Origin of the sequence: Nonomuraea dietziae (genome assembly GCF_014195505.1) — a bacterium.
Lineage (GTDB): Bacteria > Actinomycetota > Actinomycetes > Streptosporangiales > Streptosporangiaceae > Nonomuraea > Nonomuraea roseola.
On the sequence record NZ_JACIBV010000001.1, the window covers coordinates 4664823 to 4688599 of the forward strand.

Below are 23777 nucleotides of genomic sequence, written 5' to 3' on the forward strand. Positions count from 1 at the left end.
GCTGCTCCTACCGCTTCTTCCTCTTGGACCGACGGCGGATGATCAGCCTGTCGCTGGCCTTGTTCGCCTGACGGGTACGGCCCTCGGGCTTGCCCTTGGGGTTGACCGGGTGGCGACCACCGGAGGTCTTACCCTCACCACCACCGTGCGGGTGGTCGACGGGGTTCATGGCCACACCACGGACGGTCGGGCGCTTGCCCTTCCACCGCATACGGCCGGCCTTACCCCAGTTGATGTTGGCCTGCTCGGCGTTGCCGACCTGACCGACACTCGCGCGGCAGCGCACGTCGACCATGCGCATTTCGCCGGAGGGCATACGCAGCGTGGCGTACTGGCCCTCCTTGGCGAGCAGCTGGATCTGCGCGCCGGCGGAACGGCCGAGCTTGGCGCCGCCGCCCGGACGGAGCTCCACCGCGTGGATGAAGGTACCGGTCGGGATGTTGCGCAGCGGCAGGCAGTTGCCCGGCTTGATGTCGGCCCCGGGGCCGTTCTCGATCCTGTCGCCCTGCTTGAGGCCGGTCGGCGCGATGATGTAGCGCTTCTCGCCGTCGGCGTAGTGCAGCAGGGCAATGTTGGCGGTGCGGTTGGGGTCGTACTCGATGTGAGCGACCTTCGCCGGAATGCCATCCTTGTCATGCCTGCGGAAGTCGATGATCCGGTAGGCGCGCTTGTGACCGCCACCCTGGTGGCGAGCGGTGACCCGGCCGTGGACGTTACGGCCACCCTTGCTGTGAAGGGGAGCAAGCAGCGACTTCTCCGGCGTGCTGCGGGTGATCTCGGAGAAGTCCGAGACACTCGAGCCGCGGCGACCAGGAGTCGTCGGCTTGTACTTACGGATGCCCATCTTTTTCGTTCATCCTTCGTCGGTTACATGGGTGAGCCCGCCACGCTTTCGCGAGGCGGTCTCATCCCCCGCAAGCCGTACGGCTTGCGCTTGCTTACGTGTCGGCTAACCGATCTGACCGAAGATGTCGATCCGGTCGCCCTCGGCCAAGCTCACGATCGCGCGCTTGGTGTCGGGCCGCTTGCCGAACCCGGCGCGGGTGCGCTTGCGCTTGCCCTGCCGGTTGATGGTGTTCACGCTGGTGACCTTGACACCGAAGATCTGCTCAACCGCGATCTTGACCTGGGTCTTGTTCGCGGTCTTCTTCACCATGAACGTGTACTTGTTGTTCTCATCGATCAGGCCGTAGCTCTTCTCGGAGACAACGGGCTTGATGATGATGTCGCGCGGGTCGGAGACCCTCTCCAGTCGGCCCTTGGGCTTCTCGGAGGCGACAGCCTGCGGGTCGGTGATGTTCTCCATCAGGCGTCTTCCTTCCCGCTCTTGCTCAGCCGCGCCACGACCTGGTCGTACGCTTCCTGCGTGAAGACCACGTCGTCGTGGACGAGCACGTCGTAGGTGTTCAGCTGCCCGGCGTCCAGCAGGTGGACCTCCGGAGCGTTGCGCAGGCTCAGCCAGGTGAGCTCGTCGGTCTCCTCGACCACGACCAGAACGGTCCTGGCGTCGGTGATCTTGCGCAGGGCCTCGAGGGCCGCCTTGGTCTTGGGGGTCTCCCCGGTGACCAGGCTGCTCACGACGTGCACGCGACCGCCGGTCGCCCTGTCGGACAGGGCGCCGCGCAGCGCGGCGGCCTTCATCTTCTTGGGCGTCTTCTGCGAGTAGTCGCGCGGGAGGGGACCGTGAACGGTGCCACCACCGGCGAACTGCGGCGCGCGGGTCGAGCCCTGACGGGCGCGACCGGTGCCCTTCTGGCGGTACGGCTTCTTGCCACCGCCCCTGACCTCACCACGGGTCTTGGCCTTGTGGGTGCCCTGCCGGCGAGCGGCGAGCTGGGCCACGACGACCTGGTGGATCAGCGGAACATTGACCTTCGCGCCGAAGATGTCTTCGGGCAGGTCGACGGAGCCGGTCTTCGCGCCGCTGGCGTCGAGGACGTCAATGCTGGTCACTTGGCAGCCCCCTTCTTTGCAGCGGTGCGGACGAGGACCAGGCTGCCGTTGGCGCCGGGGATCGCACCCTTGATCAGGATGAGACCGTTCTCGGCGTCCACGGCGTGAACCTTGAGGCTCTGCACGGTGGTGCGGACGTTACCCATCCGACCGGCCATGCGGAGACCCTTGAATACGCGGCCAGGGGTGGCGCAGCCACCGATGGAACCCGGCGACCGGTGCTTGCGCTGCGTACCGTGCGACGCGCCCAGGCCCTTGAAGCCGTGACGCTTCATGACACCGGCGAACCCCTTGCCCTTGGACTTGCCAGTGACGTCGACGTACTGGCCGGCCTCGAAGGTGTCAGCCAGGAGCTCCTGGCCGAGGGTGTAGTCGCTCGCGTCGTCCGTGCGGATCTCCGCAAAGTAACGGCGCGGGGTGATGTCGTGCTTACGCAGGTAGTCGCCGAGCGGCTTGTTGACCTTCCGGGGGTCGACCTGTCCGTAGCCGAGCTGAACGGCGGTGTAGCCGTCCTTGTCTGCGGTCCGGACCCTGGTCACCACGCACGGACCGGCCTCGACCACGGTCACCGGAACCATCCGGTTGTCCGCGTCGAAGACCTGGGTCATGCCGAGCTTCTTGCCCAGGACGCCCTTGATCGTCTTAGCCATGTCAGTGCGTTCCCTCAGAGCTTGATCGAAATGTCGACGCCGGCGGGGAGGTCGAGTCGCATGAGCGAGTCGACCGTCTTCGGCGTCGGGTCGATGATGTCAATCAGCCGCTTGTGCGTGCGCATCTCGAAGTGCTCGCGGCTGTCCTTGTACTTGTGCGGCGAGCGGATGACGCAGTACACGTTCTTCTCGGTCGGCAGCGGCACCGGGCCCGCGACCTTCGCGCCAGTCCGCGTCACCGTCTCGACGATCTTCTTGGCCGAGCTATCGATGACCTCGTGGTCATAGGCCTTAAGCCGGATGCGGATCTTCTGTCCCGCCATAATGGCCTCGGTGTCCTTCGCTGTCGTCTGAAAAAGTATCGTGCGGCCTGTTGCCGCTGTAGTACGGGCGGAGACCGCCCGCTGACCCCACGTAGCAGACGTATTCGATCTGCTGTTTCTTCCGTGATCCGGCAGTTACTTCGGTCACGATTCCGAAGCGACTGCGAGATCACGGCCTAGCCGTGGAGCCGTGGCGGGAGCCGGGAGGCTCCCGTTGCCCGGTTGGGCGGCCGGTTCCCTGTGCGAGAACCGGCCGCCGCCCCAGTGGTGGTACTACTTGAGGATCTTCACCACGTTGCCGGCGCCGACGGTGCGGCCACCCTCACGAATGGCGAACTTGAGGCCGTCCTCCATGGCGATGGGCTGGATCAGCTCAACGCGCATCTCGGTGTTGTCGCCCGGCATGACCATCTCGGTGCCCTCGGGGAGGTGCACCACACCGGTCACGTCAGTCGTACGGAAGTAGAACTGAGGACGGTAGTTGTTGAAGAACGGCGTGTGACGGCCGCCCTCGTCCTTGCTCAGGATGTAGACCTGGGCCTCGAACTCGGTGTGCGGGGTGGTCGTGCCCGGCTTGATGATGCACTGGCCGCGCTCGACGTCCTCGCGCTTGATGCCGCGGAGGAGCAGACCGACGTTGTCACCGGCCTGGCCCTCGTCGAGCAGCTTGCGGAACATCTCGACACCGGTGACCGTGGTGGTGGTCTTCTCGGTCTTGATGCCGATGATGTCGACGGTCTCGTTGACCTTGACGATGCCGCGCTCGATACGACCGGTCACGACGGTGCCGCGGCCGGTGATCGAGAAGACGTCCTCGATCGGCATCAGGAAGGGCTTGTCGATGGCGCGGGTGGGCTCCGGCACGCTCTCGTCGACAGCGGTCATCAGCTCGATGATGCTGTCGCCCCACTTCTGGTCGCCCTCGAGGGCCTTCAGAGCGGAGACGCGCACGACGGGCAGGTCGTCGCCGGGGAACTCCTGAGCGGACAGGAGCTCACGAACCTCGAGCTCGACGAGCTCCAGGATCTCCTCGTCGTCGACCATGTCGGCCTTGTTGAGCGCCACGACGATGTAGGGGACGCCGACCTGGCGGGCCAGGAGGACGTGCTCCTTCGTCTGCGGCATCGGGCCGTCGGTCGCCGCGACCACGAGGATCGCGCCGTCCATCTGAGCCGCACCGGTGATCATGTTCTTCACGTAGTCGGCGTGACCGGGGCAGTCCACGTGAGCGTAGTGGCGCTTCTCGGTCTGGTACTCGACGTGCGCGATGGAGATCGTGATGCCACGAGCCTTCTCCTCGGGCGCCTTGTCGATCTTGTCGAACGGGGTCGCCTCGTTAAGCTCAGGGAAACGCTCGTGAAGCACCTTGGTGATCGCCGCGGTCAGAGTGGTCTTGCCGTGGTCGATGTGCCCAATGGTGCCGATGTTCACGTGCGGCTTAGTCCGCTCGAACTTGGCCTTAGCCACTGGTTCTCTCCTTAGAGAATCTGACTGACTTACTTCACACTCGGGCCCGGGTGACCCCGAACCCCTGAACAGCGGGGCGACATCTCATCGCCCCACCAGGGACCTGGGCTGGTCGCCCTGATCCCGAAAGGTCCGGGGCACTCGCCCCGGACCGGCGGGACCAGGAACTATTCGCCCCGGGCCTTCGCGACGATCTCCTTGGCGATGCCCGGGGGCACCTCCGCGTAGGAGTCGAACTGCATGCTGTAGCTCGCCCTGCCCTGAGTGCGGCTGCGCAGGTCACCCACGTAGCCGAACATCTCCGACAGCGGAACGAGCGCCGCGATGACACGGGCGCCAGCGCGCTCGTCCATCGACTGGATCTGCCCGCGGCGACCGTTGAGGTCACCGATGACGTCACCCATGTAGTCCTCGGGCGTGGTGACCTCAACGGCCATCATCGGCTCGAGGAGCACAGCGTCGGCCTTGCGAGCGGCCTCCTTGAAGGCCATCGAGCCGGCGATCTTGAAGGCCATTTCCGAGGAGTCGACGTCGTGCGCCGCACCGTCGGTCAGCGTCACCTTCACGCCGACCATCGGGTAACCGGCCAGCACGCCGAACTCGGCGGCCTCCTGGGCGCCCGCGTCGACCGAGGGGATGTACTCCCTCGGGACACGACCACCCGAAACCTTGTTCTCGAACTCGTAGCCGTCGTTGCCCTCGCCCAGCGGCTCCAGGTTGATGATGACCCGCGCGAACTGACCGGAACCACCGGTCTGCTTCTTGTGGGTGTAGTCAACCTTCTCCACCTTGCGGCGGATGGTCTCGCGGTAGGCGACCTGCGGGCGACCGACGTTGGCCTCGACCTTGAACTCGCGACGCATACGGTCGACGAGGATCTCGAGGTGAAGCTCGCCCATGCCCCAGATGACCGTCTGACCGGTCTCCTCGTCGCGACGGACCTGGAAGGACGGGTCCTCCTCGGCCAGACGCTGGATGGCGGTGCCGAGCTTCTCCTGGTCGCCCTTGGTCTTGGGCTCGATGGCGACGTTGATGACCGGAGCCGGGAACGTCATCGACTCGAGCACGACCTGGTTCGACGGGTCGGAGAGCGTGTCACCCGTGGTGGTGTCCTTCAGACCCATCACGGCGACGATCTGACCAGCGTGCGCGGACGGGCGCTCCTCGCGCTTGTTCGCGTGCATCTGGTAGATCTTGCCGATCCGCTCCTTCTTGCCCTTCACCGAGTTGATGACCCCGGTGCCGGTCTCGAGCGTGCCCGAGTAGATGCGGATGTAGGTGAGACGACCCAGGTGCTGGTCACTCATGATCTTGAAGGCCAGCGCGGAGAAGGGCTCGGTCACGTCCGCGTGACGCTCGACGACCTCGTCCTCCTTGCCGACCGCGTGCCCCTTGAAGGCGGGGATGTCGGTCGGCGCGGGCAGGTAGGCCACGATCGCGTCGAGCAGGGGCTGAACGCCCTTGTTCTTGAACGCGGTGCCGGTGAGAACCGGGTTGATGGCGCTGGCCAGCGTGGCGCGGCGAATGGCCGCGACCAGCTGCTCCTCGGTGGGCTCAGTGCCCTCGAGGAAGAGCTCCATCAGCTCGTCGTCGTTCTCGGAGACGGTCTCGACCAGCTTCTCGCGCCACTCACGAGCCGTGTCGGCGTACTCGGCCGGGATGTCGACGGTGTCGTACATCTCGCCCTTGGCGGCCTCTTCGCTCCAGAGCAGACCCTTCATCTTCACCAGGTCGATGACGCCCTTGAAACCGGACTCGACGCCCCAGGGAAGCTGGATGACAGCCGGCGTCGCCGCCAGACGGCTGATCATCATGTCGACGCAGCGGTGGAACTCCGCGCCGACGCGGTCCATCTTGTTCACGAAGCAGATGCGCGGCACGCCATAGCGGTCAGCCTGGCGCCACACCGTCTCCGACTGCGGCTCGACACCCGCGACACCGTCGAACACCGCGACGGCGCCGTCGAGGACGCGGAGCGAGCGCTCCACCTCGATGGTGAAGTCGACGTGACCGGGAGTGTCGATGATGTTGATGGTGTGGTCGAGCCACTCACAGGTCGTCGCGGCAGACGTGATCGTGATGCCGCGCTCCTGCTCCTGCTCCATCCAGTCCATGGTGGCAGCGCCCTCGTGGACTTCACCGATCTTGTAGTTGATGCCGGTGTAGAACAGGATGCGCTCGGTCGTGGTGGTCTTGCCCGCGTCGATGTGGGCCATGATCCCGATGTTGCGGATCTTGGCCAGGTCAAGAGCGGTCGTGGTGGCCACTTCTCTCGCGTCCTCGTCGTCTCGTCGAACCCGCTGTTACCAGCGGTAGTGGGCGAAGGCCTTGTTGGACTCGGCCATCTTGTGGGTGTCCTCGCGCTTCTTGACGCTCGCCCCGAGGCCGTTGCTGGCGTCGAGGAGCTCGTTCATGAGGCGCTCGGTCATGGTCTTCTCGCGGCGGGCGCGGGAGTACTGCACCAGCCAACGCAGGGCCAGGGTGGTGCTGCGCGCGGCGCGCACCTCGACCGGGACCTGGTAGGTCGCGCCACCGACACGGCGGCTGCGGACCTCGAGGGTGGGCTTGACGTTGTCGAGGGCGCGCTTCAGCGTGACGACCGGGTCGTTGCCGGTCTTGTCCTTGCAGCCCTCGAGCGCCCCGTAGACGATCGACTGCGCGATGGAGCGCTTGCCGTCAAGGAGCACCTTGTTGATCAGAGCGGTCACCAGCGGCGAGCTGTAAACCGGGTCAGACATGAGCTGACGACGGCCAGGAGAACCCTTGCGAGGCATGGTTACTTCTCCCTCTTCGTGCCGTAGCGGCTGCGGGCCTGCTTGCGGTTACGGACGCCCTGCGTGTCGAGGGAGCCACGGATGATCTTGTAGCGAACACCCGGCAGGTCCTTCACACGACCGCCACGCACGAGCACGATGGAGTGCTCCTGCAGGTTGTGGCCCACACCGGGGATGTAAGCCGTGACCTCGATGCCGTTGGTGAGCCGAACACGGGCGACCTTGCGGAGGGCCGAGTTGGGCTTCTTGGGCGTCGTGGTGTAGACGCGCTGGCAGGTGCCGCGACGCTGCGGGCTCCCCTTGAGGGCAGGAGTCTTGGTCTTGGTGACCTTGTCCTGCCGGCCCTTGCGGACCAACTGCTGAATAGTGGGCACTGCCACTCCGTTCGTGCCTTGGCCGGTAATACGTCAAGTCGTGCTTTTCGCAGGTACTGCCGGTGTCATGACCTGCTGGTTTTCCTCTTGCGCCGACCCACGCGGTCGGGCGTGTCGCGCTCTGTCGAGCCACTACCCGGCGTAATCGAACGCTGGAGAGAGACCATGCCGCGCAGCCTGTCGGAGCGCATGCATGAGGGCCCATGAACCCACGGGCACGAAGGGCAAGACTACCCAGCCCAGCGCAGCACGTCAAAACGACTGCGATCGGCCGCTGTCGATGCGACCGTACATTCGTGCCGTGGCCTTATCAGACCCTCGTCTAGCTTACCCGCATCTCTCGAGTTGTCTGGCCCTTCTCCACACGCGTTTCGCGGCGGCTTCTCCGTCCGTCGCGGCCGTGCCGCTCGACGTGCTCACCTGCCCGCTCACCTGTGCGAGTCACCGCCACACGGGCAGGCGTGCCGCGTCCGCGGGAGCGTGACGGGCCCCTCAGGGCCTCAGGGGGCCACGGCGTGTCGGCGGGCGCAGGCGCGTGCCGCGCGTCAGGTCAGGACAGCGGCCCGCCGCCCTGAAAAGGGGAACGCCCCGTGCCTTGCCGGAGCAAGGCGCGGGGCGTTCCGCGCAACCGATCGCTCAGCGGTTGTACTGACCGAAGTCGTACTCCTCCAGCGGCACGGCCTCGCCGCTGCCGGTGCCGAAGGTGTAGTCCGCGGCCGAACCGTCGTAGCCGCCGACCGTGTACATCGCGGCCTTGGCCTCCTCGGTCGGCTCCACCCGGATGTTGCGGTACTGGGGCATGCCAGTGCCGGCCGGGATCAGCTTTCCGATGATGACGTTCTCCTTCAGGCCCAGGAGCGAGTCGGACTTGGCGTGGATCGCCGCGTCCGTCAGGACCCTGGTGGTCTCCTGGAAGGAGGCCGCCGACAGCCACGACTCGGTGGCCAGCGACGCCTTCGTGATGCCCATGAGGACCGGACGGCCGGAGGCGGGCGTGCCACCCTCGGCGACGGTCTCGCGGTTCATCAGCTCGAAGCGCGGACGCTCGACGAGCTCACCGGGCAGCAGGTCGGTCTCACCGGACTCGAGCACGTTGACGCGCTTGAGCATCTGCCGAACGATGATCTCGATGTGCTTGTCGTGGATCGACACACCCTGCGAGCGGTAGACCTGCTGGACCTCGGCGACCAGGTGCAGCTGCACCGCACGCGGGCCGAGGATGCGCAGGACCTCGTTCGGGTTGACCGCACCGGCGATGAGCTGGGTGCCCACCGAGACACGCTGGCCGTCCTGGATGAGCAGGCGCGAGCGCATCGAGACCGGGTAGGCGATCTCCTCCGAACCGTCGTCGGGGGTGATCACGATCTTGCGGGTCTTGTCGGTCTCGTCGATGCGAGCCCGGCCCTCGGCCTCGGAGATCGGGGCGACACCCTTGGGGATGCGCGCCTCGAAGAGCTCCTGGACACGGGGCAGACCGTGGGTGATGTCCGCGCCCGCCACACCACCGGTGTGGAAGGTACGCATCGTCAGCTGGGTGCCGGGCTCACCGATCGACTGGGCGGCGATGATGCCGACCGCCTCGCCGACGTCCACGAGCTTGCCGGTGGCCAGCGAGCGGCCGTAGCAGGTCGCGCAGACACCGATCTTGGCCTCGCAGACGAGCGCGCTGCGGGTGCGGACCGTCTCGATGCCGGCCTCGACCAGCGCCGTGACGTGGATGTCGTTGATGTCGACACCCGCCGAGGCGATGACCTTGCCGTCGACCTCGACGTCCTCGGCCAGGATGCGGCCGTGCACGTTCGACTCGGCGTTCTCGGCCTTGACCAGGTTGCCCGACGAGTCGCGCTCACCGACGTGCAGCGGGACCGCGCGGTCGGTGCCGCAGTCGATCTCACGCACGATGACGTCCTGCGCCACGTCCACCAGACGACGGGTCAGGTAACCCGAGTCGGCGGTACGGAGCGCGGTGTCGGCCAGACCCTTTCGCTGACCGTGGGTGGAGATGAAGTACTCCAGCACCGACAGGCCCTCACGGAAGGAGGCCTTGATCGGCCGCGGGATCGTCTCACCCTTGGTGTTGGACACCAGGCCACGGATACCGGCGATCTGACGCACCTGCATCTTGTTACCGCGGGCGCCGGAGTTGACCATCATCCAGACCGGGTTCGTCGCGGGGAACGCGTTGACCATGTCGGTCTCGACGTCCGCCGTGGCGTGGGTCCAGATCTCGATGAGCTCCTGACGGCGCTCCTCGTCGGTGATCAGACCGCGCTCGTACTCACGCTGGACCTTGTCGGCCCTGCGCTCGTAGCTCTCCATGATGTCGGCCTTGTTGGGCGGCGCGACGACGTCGTCGATCGAGATCGTGACGCCGGAGCGGGTCGCCCAGCGGAAGCCGGCGTCCTTGAGCGCGTCGAGCGAGGTGGCGACGTCGACCTTGGGGTAGGTCTCGGCCAGCTCGTTGACGATCGCGGACAGCTGCTTCTTGCCGACCTGGAAGTTGACGAACGGGTAGTTGCTCGGCAGCGTCTGGTTGAACAGGCAGCGGCCGAACGTCGTCTCCAGGCGGATGGAGTCACCGGCCTCCCAGCCCTCGGGAGCGGCCCAGCCGCGCGGCGGCTGGACGTCACCGGCGAGCCGGATCTGGATCTTGGCCTGGATCTCCAGCTCGCGACGGTCGAAGGCCATCTGGGCCTCGGCCACCGAGCCGAACACCCTGCCCTCGCCGATCGCGCCGTCCTTCTGCGTGGTCAGCCAGTAGAGGCCGATGACCATGTCCTGGGTGGGCATCGTCACGGGCTTGCCGTCGGCCGGCTTGAGGATGTTGTTGGTCGAGAGCATCAGGATGCGCGCCTCGGCCTGGGCCTCAGCCGACAGGGGCAGGTGCACGGCCATCTGGTCGCCGTCGAAGTCCGCGTTGAACGCGGTGCAGACGAGCGGGTGGATCTGAATGGCCTTGCCCTCGACCAGCTGCGGCTCGAACGCCTGGATGCCCAGACGGTGCAGCGTGGGCGCGCGGTTGAGCAGCACGGGGTGCTCGGTGATGACCTCTTCGAGCACGTCCCACACCACAGGGCGGGCGCGCTCGACCATGCGCTTGGCCGACTTGATGTTCTGCGCGTGGTTCAGGTCGACCAGGCGCTTCATCACGAACGGCTTGAACAGCTCCAGCGCCATCTGCTTGGGCAGACCGCACTGGTGCAGCTTCAGCTGCGGGCCGACGACGATGACCGAACGGCCGGAGTAGTCGACTCGCTTGCCCAGCAGGTTCTGACGGAAACGACCCTGCTTGCCCTTCAGCATGTCGCTGAGGGACTTCAGGGGCCTGTTGCCGGGACCCGTGACGGGACGGCCGCGACGGCCGTTGTCGAACAGCGAGTCGACGGCCTCCTGAAGCATCCGCTTCTCGTTGTTCACGATGATCTCGGGCGCGCCGAGGTCGAGAAGTCGCTTGAGGCGGTTGTTCCTGTTGATGACCCTGCGGTACAGGTCGTTCAGGTCGGAGGTCGCGAACCTGCCACCGTCGAGCTGCACCATCGGGCGCAGGTCCGGCGGGATGACAGGGATGCAGTCGAGCACCATGCCGCGAGGCGAGTTGGTCGTGTTGAGGAACGCCGACACGACCTTGAGCCGCTTGAGGGCGCGGGCCTTCTTCTGGCCCTTGCCGCTGCGGATCGTCTCGCGCAGGTTCTCGGCCTCGGCGTCGAGGTCGAAGCTGATCAGCCGCTCCTGGATCGCCTGAGCGCCCATGCCGCCCTTGAAGTAGCGGCCGAAGCGGTCGCGCATCTCGCGGTAGAGCATCTCGTCGCCCTCGAGGTCCTGGACCTTGAGGTTCTTGAAGCGGCTCCACACCTCGTCGAGCCTGTCGAGCTCGCGCTGCGCCCTGTCGCGAAGCTGACGCATCTCGCGCTCGGCACCCTCGCGAACCTTGCGGCGCTGGTCACCCTTGGCGCCGGCCGCCTCGAGCTCGGCCAGGTCGCCCTCGAGCTTCTTCTGCCTGGCCTCGATGTCGGCGTCACGACGCTGCTCGATGTGCTGCCGCTCGACGGAGATCTTCGCCTCGAGCGAGGGCAGGTCACGCTCACGCAGTTCGGTCTCGACATGCGTGATCATGTAGGCCGCGAAGTAGATGACCTTCTCGAGGTCCTTCGGGGCCAGGTCGAGCAGGTACCCAAGGCGCGAAGGAACGCCCTTGAAGTACCAGATGTGCGTGACAGGCGCGGCCAGCTCGATGTGGCCCATCCGCTCACGACGCACCTTGGCGCGAGTGACCTCGACGCCGCAGCGCTCACAGATGATGCCCTTGAAACGGACGCGCTTGTACTTACCGCAGTAGCACTCCCAGTCGCGGGTCGGGCCGAAGATCTTCTCGCAGAAGAGTCCGTCCTTTTCCGGCTTGAGAGTCCGGTAGTTGATGGTCTCGGGCTTCTTCACCTCGCCGTGCGACCACTGACGGATGTCGTCAGCGGTTGCGAGGCCGATCCGGAGCTCGTCGAAGAAGTTGACGTCCAGCATGTGCGATCTCCCCCTCAGACTTCTTCCACGCTGCTCGGCTCGCGCCGGGACAGGTCGATACCGAGCTCCTCGGCGGCCCTGAAGACGTCCTCGTCGGTGTCACGCATCTCGATGGACATGCCGTCGCTGGAGAGCACCTCGACGTTCAGGCACAGCGACTGCATTTCCTTGATGAGGACCTTGAAGGACTCGGGGATGCCGGGCTCGGGGATGTTCTCGCCCTTGACGATGGCCTCGTAGACCTTGACTCGGCCGAGGACGTCGTCGGACTTGATGGTGAGCAGCTCCTGCAGGGCGTAGGCGGCGCCGTAGGCCTCGAGGGCCCACACCTCCATCTCGCCGAAGCGCTGGCCACCGAACTGCGCCTTACCACCCAGCGGCTGCTGAGTGATCATCGAGTACGGACCGGTCGACCGTGCGTGGATCTTGTCGTCGACCAGGTGCAGCAGCTTCAGGATGTAGATGTAGCCGACCGAGATCGGGTACGGGAACGGCTCGCCTGAGCGGCCGTCGAACAGCCTGGCCTTGCCGGTCTCCTGCACCATGCGGTCACCGTCGCGGTTGGCGATGGTGCTGCTGAGCAGGCCGACGATCTCCTCTTCGTGCGCGCCGTCGAACACCGGGGTGGCGACGTTGGTGCGCGGCGCGACCTGGCCGAAGCCCTTGTCGCGCAGCCGCTCGGCCCAGGCCTCCTGGACACCGGTGATGTCCCAGCCCCTGGCCGCGATCCACCCGAGGTGGGTCTCGAGCACCTGGCCGACGTTCATTCGGCCGGGCACGCCCAGCGGGTTGAGGATGATGTCGACAGGCGTGCCGTCCTCGAGGAAGGGCATGTCCTCGACCGGGAGGATCTTGGAGATGACACCCTTGTTGCCGTGACGGCCGGCGAGCTTGTCGCCGTCGGTGATCTTACGCTTCTGGGCCACGTAGACGCGGACCAGCTCGTTGACGCCCGGAGGAAGCTCGTCGCCCTCCTCGCGGGAGAACACGCGCACACCGATGACCTTGCCGGACTCGCCGTGCGGCACCTTCAGCGAGGTGTCGCGGACCTCACGCGCCTTCTCACCGAAGATCGCGCGCAGCAGCCGCTCCTCCGGGGTCAGCTCGGTCTCACCCTTGGGCGTGACCTTGCCGACCAGGATGTCGCCGGGGACGACCTCGGCGCCGATGCGGATGATGCCGCGCTCGTCGAGGTCGGCCAGGACCTCCTCGGAGACGTTGGGGATGTCCCTGGTGATCTCCTCGGGGCCCAGCTTGGTGTCACGGGCGTCGACCTCGTGCTCCTCGATGTGGATCGAGGAGAGGACGTCGTCCTGGACCAGCCGCTGGGACAGGATGATCGCGTCTTCGTAGTTGTGACCCTCCCACGGCATGAACGCCACGAGCAGGTTCTTGCCGAGCGCCATCTCGCCCTGGTCGGTGCAGGGACCGTCGGCGATGACCTGGTTGACCTCGACCCTGTCGCCCTCGGCGACGATGGGCTTCTGGTTGAAGGAGGTGCCCTGGTTGGAGCGCTTGAACTTGGCGACACGGTAGGTGGTGCGCGTGCCGTCGTCGTTCATGACGGTGACGTAGTCGGCGGAGACCTCCTCGACCACGCCGGCCTTCTCGGCGCTGATGACGTCGCCCGCGTCGGTCGCGGCACGGTACTCCATGCCGGTGCCGACCAGGGGCGCCTCGCTCTTCAGCAGGGGCACGGACTGCCTCTGCATGTTGGAGCCCATGAGCGCGCGGTTGGCGTCGTCGTGCTCCAGGAAGGGGATCATCGCGGTGGCGACGGAGACCATCTGGCGAGCGGAGACGTCGACGTAGTCGACCTCCTCGGCGCGCGCGAGCTCGGTCTCACCGCCCTTGGTGCGAACCAGGACGCGAGGCTCGGCGAAGGAGCCGTCGGGGTTGAGCTGCGTGTTGGCCTGAGCCTTGACGTAGCGGTCTTCCTCGTCGGCCGTGAGGTAGTCGATCTGCTCGGTCACCTTGCCGTCGACGACCTTGCGGTAAGGCGTCTCGACGAAGCCGAACGCGTTGATGCGCCCGTAGGAGGCCAGCGAACCGATCAGGCCGATGTTGGGACCTTCGGGGGTCTCGATCGGGCACATCCGGCCGTAGTGGGACGGGTGCACGTCTCGAACCTCGAAGCCCGCCCGCTCACGTGACAGACCACCGGGGCCCAGCGCGGACAGACGCCGCTTGTGCGTCAGGCCGGCCAGCGGGTTGGTCTGGTCCATGAACTGCGACAGCTGCGACGTGCCGAAGAACTCCTTGATCGACGCCACGACCGGGCGAATGTTGATCAGGGTCTGCGGCGTGATCGCCTCGACGTCCTGCGTGGTCATGCGCTCACGGACGACGCGCTCCATGCGGGCCAGGCCCAGGCGGACCTGGTTCTGGATGAGCTCGCCGACGCTGCGCAGGCGACGGTTGCCGAAGTGGTCGATGTCGTCGGTCTCGACGATGACCTCACGGCCCTCGGCGCCGGGCATCGCGTCCTCGCCGGCGTGCAGCCTGACGATGTACTCAATGGTGGCGACGATGTCCTCTTCGGTCAGCGTGCCCTGGGTGATCTCGGCGTCGATACCCAGCTTCTTGTTGATCTTGTAGCGACCAACCTTGGCCAGGTCGTAACGCTTGGGGTTGAAGTAGAGGTTCTCCAGCAGGGTCTGCGCCGACTCCTTGGTCGGCGGCTCGCCCGGACGGAGCTTGCGGTAGATGTCGAGCAGGGCGTCATCCTGGCCGGCCGTGTGGTCCTTCTCCAGGGTGGCCCGCATGGACTCGTACTGGCCGAAGCGCTCGAGGATCTGGTCGTTGGTCCATCCCAGCGCCTTGAGAAGCACGGTGACGGCCTGCTTGCGCTTACGGTCGATGCGCACACCGACGCTGTCGCGCTTGTCGATCTCGAACTCGAGCCAGGCACCCCTGGACGGGATGACCCTGCAGCCGTAGAGGTCCTTGTCGGAGGTCTTGTCGACGCTGCGGTCGAAGTAGACACCGGGGGACCTGACCAGCTGCGAGACCACGACACGCTCGGTGCCGTTGATGATGAAGGTGCCCTTCGGCGTCATGAGCGGGAAATCGCCCATGAACACCGTCTGGCTCTTGATCTCACCAGTGGTGTTATTGATGAACTCCGCCGTCACGAACATGGGGGCGGAGAAGGTCATGTCCTTGTCTTTGCACTCATCGACTGAGTACTTGGGCGGCTCGAACCGATGGTCGCGGAACGACAAGGACATGGTCCCCGAGAAGTCCTCAATGGGACTGATCTCTTCGAAGATCTCTTCGAGGCCCGACTGGGTCGGGACGTCCTTGCGCCCGGCCTGACGAGCCGCCTCTACCCGGGCCTTCCACTTCTCGTTGCCAAGCAACCAGTCGAAGGACTCGGTCTGCAGAGCGAGAAGGTCAGGAACTTCGAGGGGCTCCTGGATACGCGAAAAAGAGACGCGACGGGGACCGGCGGGTACGGCGGAGGCGTTGCGCGAGGCTGCCAACAGATGTCCTTCCGAGGGCTCGCGGCGGACTGACTACACGCACGCCAGACAACCTCGCAACGTGAGCAAAGGAAGCGGGTCGTCAAAGGGCAGCGCAAAGGGGCAGTGTAGCCGAACGGCACACGCCTGTCCACTTCGCTCTCGCTGCATGCTCCACGTTGACCGCAGCATCGCCCGTCCGAGCGGAAACGTCAAGCCCGCGAGCCGGACTTTCGGCCAACTCAAAGCCTGGACGCTGGGATTTCTCCCCAAGGTGACAGCTCACTAGCCGACAGCCCCAAGACGATACCCGCGAGCCGGGGCCGCTAACGCTCTGTCACACCGGAGGCCGAACCCATGCTGCCGTGCGGTGGAACTGTGACTGAAGTACCCGCGCCGAGAGCTTCGCCAAACCTGGATTTTGATAACAATTGAAAGTCGGGACATGCCCGGACATCATGCGCTACCGAGCAGCGTGGACAGATCGCCGACCAGCCATCTCGAACCAGTCTTCACCATGACGAACCTGACCCGGTTCTGGATCACCTGGTGCCTCGGCTCGGCGCTGCCCTGCGCCTGCTTGACCGTCCCCATGTTCACGAACAGCAGCACGGTCACCCGGTCGGGCGTGGCGCTCTCGACGGCGGCCCCCGCCACCGAGACCTCCTGCACGGTCCGCTGCTCGGTGACCCTGGGCACCAGCGAGGCGCGCAGCTCACGGTAGCGCGCCGTCAGCGCGCCCGTGGTGAGCGCCTCGGCCCGCTTCAGGTCCTCCTCGATCGTCGCGTGGTTGTAGGACAGCAGGTCGGGCGCCATCGCGCGGGCGGCGGCCATGGCCTGCTCCCCCGACTCCCTGCCGCCGCGCAGGTCGTTCAGCTCGCCCAGCATCCGCACCGCGGTCCAGCCCACGAAGGCCACCGCCAGGGCCAGCACCGCCGCCATCGCGACCCTCACAGCACCTGCTCCGCTTTCGAGACCAGCCAGACGCCCTTGACCTTGGCCAGGTCCATGGACCACCTGAAGTAGCGGTCCTGGTCGGGCGTGCCCGATCCGACCCAGTTGATATGGGAGTCGGCGACGACCAGCACCTTGGCCGTGCCTTCGCCCATGGACACCACCCCCGCGGCCTTCACGGCGCCGGTCTGGACGACCTTGTTGGCGATGGTGGTCTCCTTGAGCTTGGGCGCGCCCGCCGAGTACTCGGCGAAGGCGGTCCCTGTGGAGGTGGCGAGGATCTTCTGGATGCTGGCGTCGGCGCTCTGGTAGTTGAGCGAGAGCAGGTTCACCGCGTGGGCCGAGGCCGCCGCGAGCGCCGCCCGTCTGTCGGCCGCCGCCGCCTCCTCGTCGCGCACCTGCGCGCTCAGCCAGACGGCCGACCCCGCCACCAGCAGCAGGGCCGCCGCCAGCGCGACGGTCAGCCTGCGCAGCACGGTCACCGACCTGGAGGAGCCAGCTGTGCCTGCCATATCGCGGGATCATAACGCCCGGTTCATTCCTTCAGGCGCCGAATGGCCGGGCCGGCAGCGGAGCGGTATCACGGCACCGCCGGCGCTCAGCGGCGATCTTCGCGCGGACCGGCGGCGCCGGCGAGGTGCTCGGGCGTGCGCGGGGAGTCGCCGATCGCCTCACTCTCGGCTGACAGGCCCTTGACCAGGGCATGCAGGTTGTCGATCAGGCTGCCGTACGCGTCGTCGCGTCCTGCGATATCGGCGAGCACGACGGTGAGGTTGTCGACCACGCTGCCGATCACCTCTTCGCGGTCGGCGAGCGGGCCGGTGACGGAGGAGATGTGGCCGAGCAGGCTTTCGACCGTGCCCTCCTCGCCCTGCAGCACCTGCACGATCTGCCGGCTCAGGGTGTCGCCGTCCTCGGGGCGGATCGCCTTCAGCAGCGGCCTGAAGCCGTGCGACAGCGCGGTCACGTCGAGCGCGGGGCGGGTGGTGGCCACGCGCTCTCCCGGCTTCAGGTAGCCGGTGGCGTCGCTGCCGGGGGTCAGGGCGAGGTAGCGCCGGCCGGCCAGGTTGCGCCAGCGGATCGCCGCGACGACGCCACGCGGCAGCGGGGTGCTCCGCCTGACGGAGAAGGCGACCTCGGCCTGCGTGCCGTACAGGGAGATCTCCTCCACGCGGCCGACGCGGACGCCCGCCACGCGCACGTCGTCGCCAGGCCGCAGGCCGGTGGCGTCGGTGAAGAGGCCCCTGTAGACCTGCGCGGGGGCGACCGTGGCGCCGGAGATCATCAGGGCCAGCATGGCCGCGCACGCGGTGGTCAGCAGGGCGAACAGCGCGAGCTTCAGCCCCGCGCCGAGGGTGTTGGTCATCGGATCAGCTCGGTGAGATCAGCGAGTTCGGACAGGTCGCGCCCGATCGGCATGCATCAGTGCACGCCGTTCATGTGTGCGTTGACGAGCCGGGGGTACTCCTCCAGCCAGTTGCGGCCGCGCTCGTCGACGAAGGAGCCCTGGGGCGGGATCACCCCGTTGGCGGCCAGCCACGCGCCGGGCGGCTTCTGGGTGCGGCGGATGCCGTTGCCGCTGGGCATCAGCTGCGGCGGGATCGGCGGCAGCGTGCCGGGGTCGTGGCCCTGCTGCGCCTCGGCCTCCAGCTCGGAGATGTCCTTCTCCTCCGACATGCCGATGGGACCGTGCCTGCGGGCGTTGAGGAACTGCCTGACCACGGGCTCGTCGCTGGACAGCAGCATCTCGCGCGGCCCGAACATCACCAGCTCGCGCCTGAACAGCAGCCCGATGTCGTCGGGGACGGTGCGGGCGGTGTTGATGTCGTGGGTGACGATGAGGAAGGTCGCCTCGATCTCGGCGTTGAGGTCGACGATCAGCTGGTTGAGGTAGGAGGTGCGGACCGGGTCGAGGCCCGAGTCGGGCTCGTCGAACAGGATGATCTCGGGGTCGAGCACGAGCGCCCTGGCCAGGCCAGCCCGCTTGCGCATGCCGCCGGAGATCTCGCCAGGCAGCTTGCCCTCGGCGCCGACCAGGCCGACCAGCTCCATCTTCTCCATGACGATCTGGCGGATCTGCGACTCGCTCTTCTTGGTGTGCTCGCGCAGCGGGAAGGCGATGTTGTCGTAGAGGCTCAGCGAGCCGAACAGCGCGCCGTCCTGGAAGAGCACCCCGAACAGCCTGCGCAGCTCGTAGAGCTTGTTCTCGCTGCAGTTGGCCAGGTCGTAGCCGTCGATCCAGATGTGGCCGCGCTCGGGGCGCAGCAGGCCCACGAGGGTCTTGAGGAAGACGGACTTGCCTGTGCCCGAAGGGCCGAGCAGCACCGAGATCTCGCCGGCGGGGAGCGTCAGCGAGACGTCCTCCCAGATGACCTGCCTACCGAACGACTTGGTCAAGCCGTCGACCACGACCTCGACGCCCACAGGTCACCTTCCCGTCGCAGGTGGTAACGAGACGAACACACTTTACCGACGCGCACGATCGTCGTAGGGAGCTTCCCGCGAATTGGACTCCATTCCAATAATCGGACGGGATTGTTACTTGCCGGTTATGTGAGGGCACACAGCGCGGTGGCCAGCCTGCGCCCAGGTCGTACAGAGTGACCTCGCGCCCGCCTTCAGCACCGCCACGACCTCGGCGCTCGGCGTCGAGGCGTTCAGCAGGCCGTCTCCGCCACCGCCGCCGGAACCGCCCCGCACGAACCCCTCCCGCCGCCCACCGCCCTGGACGCCGTCCTGAGAGCCGTCCTGGACCCCGCCACCGGGCGCGGGGGCGGCCTGCGGCTGAGCTCTCCTCGGGCCGTTCGGCCCGCCGAACCCGCCTCCCGTGGGCGGGCCCGCCGTCGGGATCGCCGCCGTGTGCCCCGAGGCGGCCGTCTCCACCGCGTACGCCGCCGGCCCCGCCAGGCACACCACCACCGCCACGGCCGCCGCCACGCCCACCATCCGCATCCCGGAGGCAGCCACCAGCGCGGACGCCGCGACCAGCCCACCGGCCACCACCACCGGCCCGAGCCAGCCGTTCCAGTCCTGGCTGCGCGACAGCAGCGTCCACGACCACACGCCCGACACCGCCACGACCGCCGGCGAGTGCCCATGCCGCCAGTGGCGCGCGCCTGCGCACCCACAGCTCGGCCGTGCCCATGCCGGCCAGAGCCGCGATCGCAGGCGCCAGCGCCACGGTGTAGTAGGCGTGGAAGATCCCCTGCACGAGGCTGAAGACCAGCCCGGTGACCACCAGCCAGCTCCCCCACAGCGCGAAGGCGCCCGGCGCCGCTCCCCGACACGAACTGCCACACCCGCCGTCCGATCGTCGTCAGCGTGGTCAGCAGGAGGACCAGCGCGAAGCCGGGCAGCACCGCGCGGGCGTCTTATCCACGGTGATGGCGTTGGCCGCGTCGGAGGAGCCGAAGAAGAACGCCTTCCAGCTCTGACTGCCCGCCTGCGCCGCGGCCGAGTAGAAGGAGTTGGCCCAGCCCGACGCGCTCAGCCCCCAGAGGTAGAGCACCGCCGTCGCGAGCAGCAGCCCCGCCGGCGCGGTCCGCTTCCGCCCTCGCCCGATCGAGTTCATGCTCCGACGCCAGGAACGCTCTCTGAGATCAGGGTGAGATCCGGCTGAAGTTCGCATACGGGCGTCCTGACATACAAAAAGAGCGGAACCCACCCGGCACCAGGGTGATGTTCCGCTCTTTCCGAAGAGACGTGCCGTCTTACTTGACGGTGACGGTGGCGCCGGCGCCCTCGAGGGCAGCCTTGGCCTTCTCCGCCTGCTCCTTGTTGACCTTGGCGTCGAAGACGGGCTTCGGAGCGCCGTCGACCAGGTCCTTGGCCTCCTTCAGGCCGAGGGAGGTCAGCGCGCGGATCTCCTTGATGACCTGGATCTTCTTGTCGCCGGCAGCCTCGAGGATGACGTCGAACTCGTCCTGCTCCGCAGCCTCTTCAGCCGGAGCGGCGCCGACCGGGCCGGCGGCGGCAACGGCGACCGGGGCGGCAGCCTTGACGTCGAAGGTGTCCTCGAAGAGCTTCACGAACTCGGACAGCTCGAGGAGGGTCATCTCCTTGAACGCGTCGAGCAGCTCGTCGGTGCTGAGCTTCGCCATGATGTTTCCTCCGTATGGATCTTGCTAAATGGTGTAACGGGACCGCGGTGAAGTTGCGGCAATCCCCGGTCTTACTCGCCAGCCTCTTCGCGCTTGGCGCGAAGGGCTTCGGCCAGCTGAGCCATGTTGGTGGGCAGCGCGGCGAACACGGCGGCAGCAGCGGACTGCTTCGCCTTCATCGCACCGGCCAGCTTCGCGAGGAGAACCTCACGGGACTCGAGGTCAGCGAGCTTGGTGATCTCAGCGGCGTCGAGGGCCTTGCCCTCCATGAAGCCGCCCTTGATCACCAGAAGGGGATTGGCCTTGGCGAAGTCACGCAGACCCTTCGCGGCCTCGACGACGTCGCCCGTGACGAAGGCAACGGCAGTCGGGCCGACCAGCAGGTCATCGAGACCGGTCACGCCGGCCTCGTTGGCCGCGATCTTGGTCAGGGTGTTCTTCGCCACGGCGAACTTCGCGTTCCCACCGAGCGCAACACGCAGCTGCTTGAGCTGTGCGACGGTGAGACCGCGGTACTCGGTCAGAACGGCGGCGCTGCTGCCCTCGAACTCGTTCTTGAGCTCGGCAACCGCTGTCGCCTTATCCGCCCTCGCCATGGGCCTCCTTCCAGATGTGCCGCCGGCGAAGGCCTCCGAACATGAAACAAGCCCCGGCGCAGGCGCACGGGGCTCACCATGTGGAATCCACACAGAAGAACTTCGCATCTCACCTACGCGGGCCGTCCACGATGTGGATCCTTCGGTCACCAGGCCTTGAGGCACCCAGCGACGACCGGCGGTCTTTGGCAAGCACCAGAATAGGGGGCGATTAGTCAAGATGCCAAATCGCCCCCCGCTGGGGTCAGTTACCGGTGTGCTTCGGCAGCTCGCCCACCTGCTCGGCGGGCGGCGCGACGATGGAGACCGGCTCGTTGAAGCCCTTGAAGAACAGGTTGGCGTTGAACGTGGCGCCCTTCTCCGCGCCGGTCATCGCCAGCTTGCGGGGCAGGCCGTCCGCGCCGACCCAGATGTCGAACGTGACGTTCTTGAGCTCGCTCATGTGCTGCTTGGCCTGCTCCTGCTTGTCCGCGGGCAGCTGCTGCACCGCGGCGTCCACGGGGAACGTGCCGCTGTAGTGGGTGGTGTCGACGCCGCCCACGGCCTCGGTGCCGACCTGCTTGACGTTCTGCGAGGCGGTCACGAGCTTGGTGACGTTGGCCAGGTCGAACTGCTGGACCTGGTCGAGGTACTTGCTCGCGTCACCGCCTGCCGCCTCGTTCAGCGGAACCTTGATCCACGGCTTGGTCGCGCCGAGCATCTTGTTCAGCGCCTCGACGCGCAGGTAGACGGTGTCTCCCTGCAGGACGGCGCGAGCACCGCCCGGAAGGCTCTTCCCGCCGAAGTCGGCGCTGTCGAGCGTCAGGTCGGCGGCGAGCTGGGGCTTGCTCTGGTAGACCATCCGCCCCTGGACCTTGCCCGAACCCTCCTGCGGGTCCGTCACGTCCACGACGGCGTCCACGGTGTAGCTGGTGACGTCCTGCGTCTTCTGCGCGGCCTGCTCCAGGACCTCGGCGGCGGCCAGATTCACCTGGATGGGCACCGCCCCGGACGCGGTCGCTCCTGTCGATCCACAACCGGCGACCGCGACCAGGGCGGCGGCGCCCGTCGCGACGGCGGCGAGAGTAATCCTGCGCTTCAGCATGCTCCGACACTACGTCGCGAGGCCGCCTCAGGCGCACAGGGATGACCCGGAGATAACCCTGAGTCTGCTTCATCCCCAAATGCGTCTTGAATCCCGTTCAGCGCGGCGGATCGCCGGAAACGAAAGACCCCCGCAGGAGATCCCTGCGGGGGTCTGACGAGAAGAGCGGGATCAGCCGTCGAGCTCGGCGGTCATCGCGCGGGTCACGTTGGGGTCGACCGGGACGCCCGGGCCCATCGTGGTGGAGAAGGTGACCTTCTTGACGTAACGCCCCTTGGCCGCGGACGGCTTGAGACGCAGCACCTCGTCAAGGGCGGCGGCGTAGTTCTCGATGAGCTGGCGCTCGCCGAACGACGTCTTGCCGATGATGAAGTGCAGGTTCGCCTGACGGTCGGTGCGGAACTCGATCTTGCCGCCCTTGATCTCGGTCACGGCCTTGGCCACGTCCGGGGTCACGGTGCCGGTCTTCGGGTTCGGCATGAGACCACGCGGGCCGAGGACGCGGCCCAGACGGCCGACCTTGCCCATCAGGTCAGGGGTGGCGACGACGGCGTCGAACTCGTTGAGCCTGTTGCCCTTGGCGATGTCGTCGATGAGCTCGTCGGCGCCGATGATGTCGGCGCCGGCCTCGCGGGCAGCCTCGGCACGGTCACCGGTCGCGAAGACCAGGACCCGGGCGGTCTTACCGGTGCCGTGCGGGAGGTTGACCGTGCCGCGCACGATCTGGTCGGCCTTGCGAGGGTCGACACCCAGCCGCAGCGCCACCTCAACGGTGGCGTCGAACTTGGTGGTGGAGGTCGCCTTGGCCAGCTTCGCGGCCTCGGCGGGGGTGTAGAGCTTGTCGCGGTCGACCTGCGTCGACGCGTTCTTGTGCGCCTTGCTGCGCTTCACTTCTGTCTCCTCGGTGGAGTCTGTGGTCGCGGGCCAGCGCGTGGCCCTCCCACGGAACGAACGGAAAGGTCTTAGTCAGCGACGGTGATGCCCATCGACCGGGCGGTGCCGGCGATGATCTTCTCGGCGGCCTCGACGTCGTTGGCGTTGAGGTCGGGCATCTTCGTCTCGGCGATGCTGCGCAGCTGCTCGCGGCTCAGCTTGCCGACCTTGTCCTTGTGGGGAACCGCAGAGCCCTTGTCGAGGCCGAGCGCCTTCTTGATCAGCTCAGGCGCCGGGGGCGTCTTCGTGATGAAGGTGAAGCTGCGGTCCTCGAAAATGGTGATCTCAACGGGGATGATGTTGCCCCGCTGGGCCTCCGTGGCAGCGTTGTACTGCTTCACGAAGTCCATGATGTTGACGCCGTGCGGACCGAGGGCGGTACCGACCGGCGGGGCGGGCGTGGCCTGGCCAGCGGGAAGCTGGACCTTGACCAGTGCCGCGATCTTCTTCTTCGGAGGCATGTGTCCTTCTCCGGGTCCTGATTGCGGTGCCGTCCACCCGCGGGTGCGGGCGGACATGTCGGAAGGCCGCCCTTCGCGAGGGACGGCCTGCCCAACGTCTGTGACGACAGAGACGTGCGGGGGACTCCG

22 protein-coding genes are annotated in these 23777 nt (G+C 66.9%); all 22 read right to left on the reverse strand.

Annotated features, from left to right (window positions below):
• Positions 1-7: 7 nt before the first annotated feature.
• A complete protein-coding gene (gene rplB, locus FHR33_RS22040) occupies positions 8-844 on the reverse strand; it encodes a 50S ribosomal protein L2 (protein ID WP_138694759.1) in 837 nt (278 codons plus the stop codon).
• A 105-nt stretch (positions 845-949) separates the two neighbouring features.
• Positions 950-1306 carry a 50S ribosomal protein L23 gene (gene rplW, locus FHR33_RS22045; RefSeq protein ID WP_183650892.1) on the reverse strand — a complete coding sequence of 119 codons (357 nt, stop codon included), beginning with the start codon at positions 1304-1306 and terminating at the stop codon, positions 950-952.
• Entirely contained in the window at positions 1306-1953 is a 648-nt protein-coding gene (gene rplD / locus FHR33_RS22050; RefSeq protein WP_183650894.1) for a 50S ribosomal protein L4, read from the reverse strand. Before rplD ends, rplW begins: the two co-directional genes overlap by 1 nt.
• Entirely contained in the window at positions 1950-2603 is a 654-nt protein-coding gene (gene rplC, locus FHR33_RS22055; protein WP_183650897.1) for a 50S ribosomal protein L3, read from the reverse strand. Before rplC ends, rplD begins: the two co-directional genes overlap by 4 nt.
• Positions 2604-2617: 14 nt before the next feature.
• Positions 2618-2926 (reverse strand): 30S ribosomal protein S10, encoded by a 309-nt coding sequence (gene rpsJ / locus FHR33_RS22060; RefSeq protein WP_012887830.1) that lies wholly within the window; start codon positions 2924-2926, stop codon positions 2618-2620.
• Between the two features lie 273 nt (positions 2927-3199).
• Complete coding sequence (tuf, locus tag FHR33_RS22065; protein WP_183650899.1) at positions 3200-4393, reverse strand: elongation factor Tu; 1194 nt, start codon at positions 4391-4393, stop codon at positions 3200-3202.
• Between the two features lie 167 nt (positions 4394-4560).
• Positions 4561-6609, reverse strand: a complete 2049-nt coding sequence (gene fusA, locus FHR33_RS22070) for an elongation factor G (RefSeq protein WP_221241982.1) — start codon at positions 6607-6609, stop codon at positions 4561-4563.
• A gap of 87 nt (positions 6610-6696) precedes the next feature.
• Positions 6697-7167: a 30S ribosomal protein S7 gene (rpsG, locus tag FHR33_RS22075; protein WP_183650905.1), complete on the reverse strand. Its 471-nt coding sequence runs from the start codon at positions 7165-7167 to the stop codon at positions 6697-6699.
• A 2-nt stretch (positions 7168-7169) separates the two neighbouring features.
• Positions 7170-7541 (reverse strand): 30S ribosomal protein S12, encoded by a 372-nt coding sequence (rpsL, locus tag FHR33_RS22080; RefSeq protein ID WP_183650908.1) that lies wholly within the window; start codon positions 7539-7541, stop codon positions 7170-7172.
• 636 nt (positions 7542-8177) lie between these two features.
• A complete protein-coding gene (locus tag FHR33_RS22085) occupies positions 8178-12056 on the reverse strand; it encodes a DNA-directed RNA polymerase subunit beta' (protein WP_183650911.1) in 3879 nt (1292 codons plus the stop codon).
• A 14-nt stretch (positions 12057-12070) separates the two neighbouring features.
• The gene (gene rpoB, locus FHR33_RS22090; RefSeq protein ID WP_183650914.1) at positions 12071-15541 is read right to left on the reverse strand and encodes a DNA-directed RNA polymerase subunit beta; all 3471 of its coding nucleotides are present in this window, start codon (positions 15539-15541) and stop codon (positions 12071-12073) included.
• A 435-nt stretch (positions 15542-15976) separates the two neighbouring features.
• A complete protein-coding gene (locus FHR33_RS22095; RefSeq protein WP_312895657.1) occupies positions 15977-16474 on the reverse strand; it encodes an Rv1363c family protein in 498 nt (165 codons plus the stop codon).
• Positions 16471-16986 (reverse strand): Rv1363c family protein, encoded by a 516-nt coding sequence (locus FHR33_RS22100; protein ID WP_246452037.1) that lies wholly within the window; start codon positions 16984-16986, stop codon positions 16471-16473. Before FHR33_RS22100 ends, FHR33_RS22095 begins: the two co-directional genes overlap by 4 nt.
• Before the next feature lie 86 nt (positions 16987-17072).
• Entirely contained in the window at positions 17073-17840 is a 768-nt protein-coding gene (locus FHR33_RS22105) for an MlaD family protein (protein ID WP_183650917.1), read from the reverse strand.
• Positions 17841-17896: 56 nt separating this feature from the next.
• On the reverse strand, positions 17897-18898 hold the full coding sequence (locus tag FHR33_RS22110) for an ABC transporter ATP-binding protein (protein WP_183650920.1): 1002 nt from the start codon (positions 18896-18898) through the stop codon (positions 17897-17899).
• 114 nt (positions 18899-19012) lie between these two features.
• Positions 19013-19552, reverse strand: coding sequence for a hypothetical protein (locus tag FHR33_RS22115; protein ID WP_183650923.1), 540 nt, complete (start codon positions 19550-19552; stop codon positions 19013-19015).
• Between the two features lie 247 nt (positions 19553-19799).
• The gene (locus tag FHR33_RS22120; RefSeq protein ID WP_183660639.1) at positions 19800-20045 is read right to left on the reverse strand and encodes a hypothetical protein; all 246 of its coding nucleotides are present in this window, start codon (positions 20043-20045) and stop codon (positions 19800-19802) included.
• Positions 20046-20184: 139 nt separating this feature from the next.
• Positions 20185-20574 (reverse strand): 50S ribosomal protein L7/L12, encoded by a 390-nt coding sequence (rplL, locus tag FHR33_RS22125; RefSeq protein WP_183650926.1) that lies wholly within the window; start codon positions 20572-20574, stop codon positions 20185-20187.
• A 71-nt stretch (positions 20575-20645) separates the two neighbouring features.
• Positions 20646-21170, reverse strand: a complete 525-nt coding sequence (gene rplJ, locus FHR33_RS22130) for a 50S ribosomal protein L10 (protein WP_183650929.1) — start codon at positions 21168-21170, stop codon at positions 20646-20648.
• A gap of 244 nt (positions 21171-21414) precedes the next feature.
• Positions 21415-22254 carry an SCO4651 family lipoprotein gene (locus tag FHR33_RS22135; RefSeq protein WP_246452038.1) on the reverse strand — a complete coding sequence of 280 codons (840 nt, stop codon included), beginning with the start codon at positions 22252-22254 and terminating at the stop codon, positions 21415-21417.
• A gap of 171 nt (positions 22255-22425) precedes the next feature.
• Entirely contained in the window at positions 22426-23145 is a 720-nt protein-coding gene (gene rplA, locus FHR33_RS22140; RefSeq protein ID WP_183650932.1) for a 50S ribosomal protein L1, read from the reverse strand.
• A 71-nt stretch (positions 23146-23216) separates the two neighbouring features.
• Positions 23217-23648, reverse strand: coding sequence for a 50S ribosomal protein L11 (rplK, locus tag FHR33_RS22145; protein ID WP_183650935.1), 432 nt, complete (start codon positions 23646-23648; stop codon positions 23217-23219).
• Positions 23649-23777: the final 129 nt, after the last annotated feature.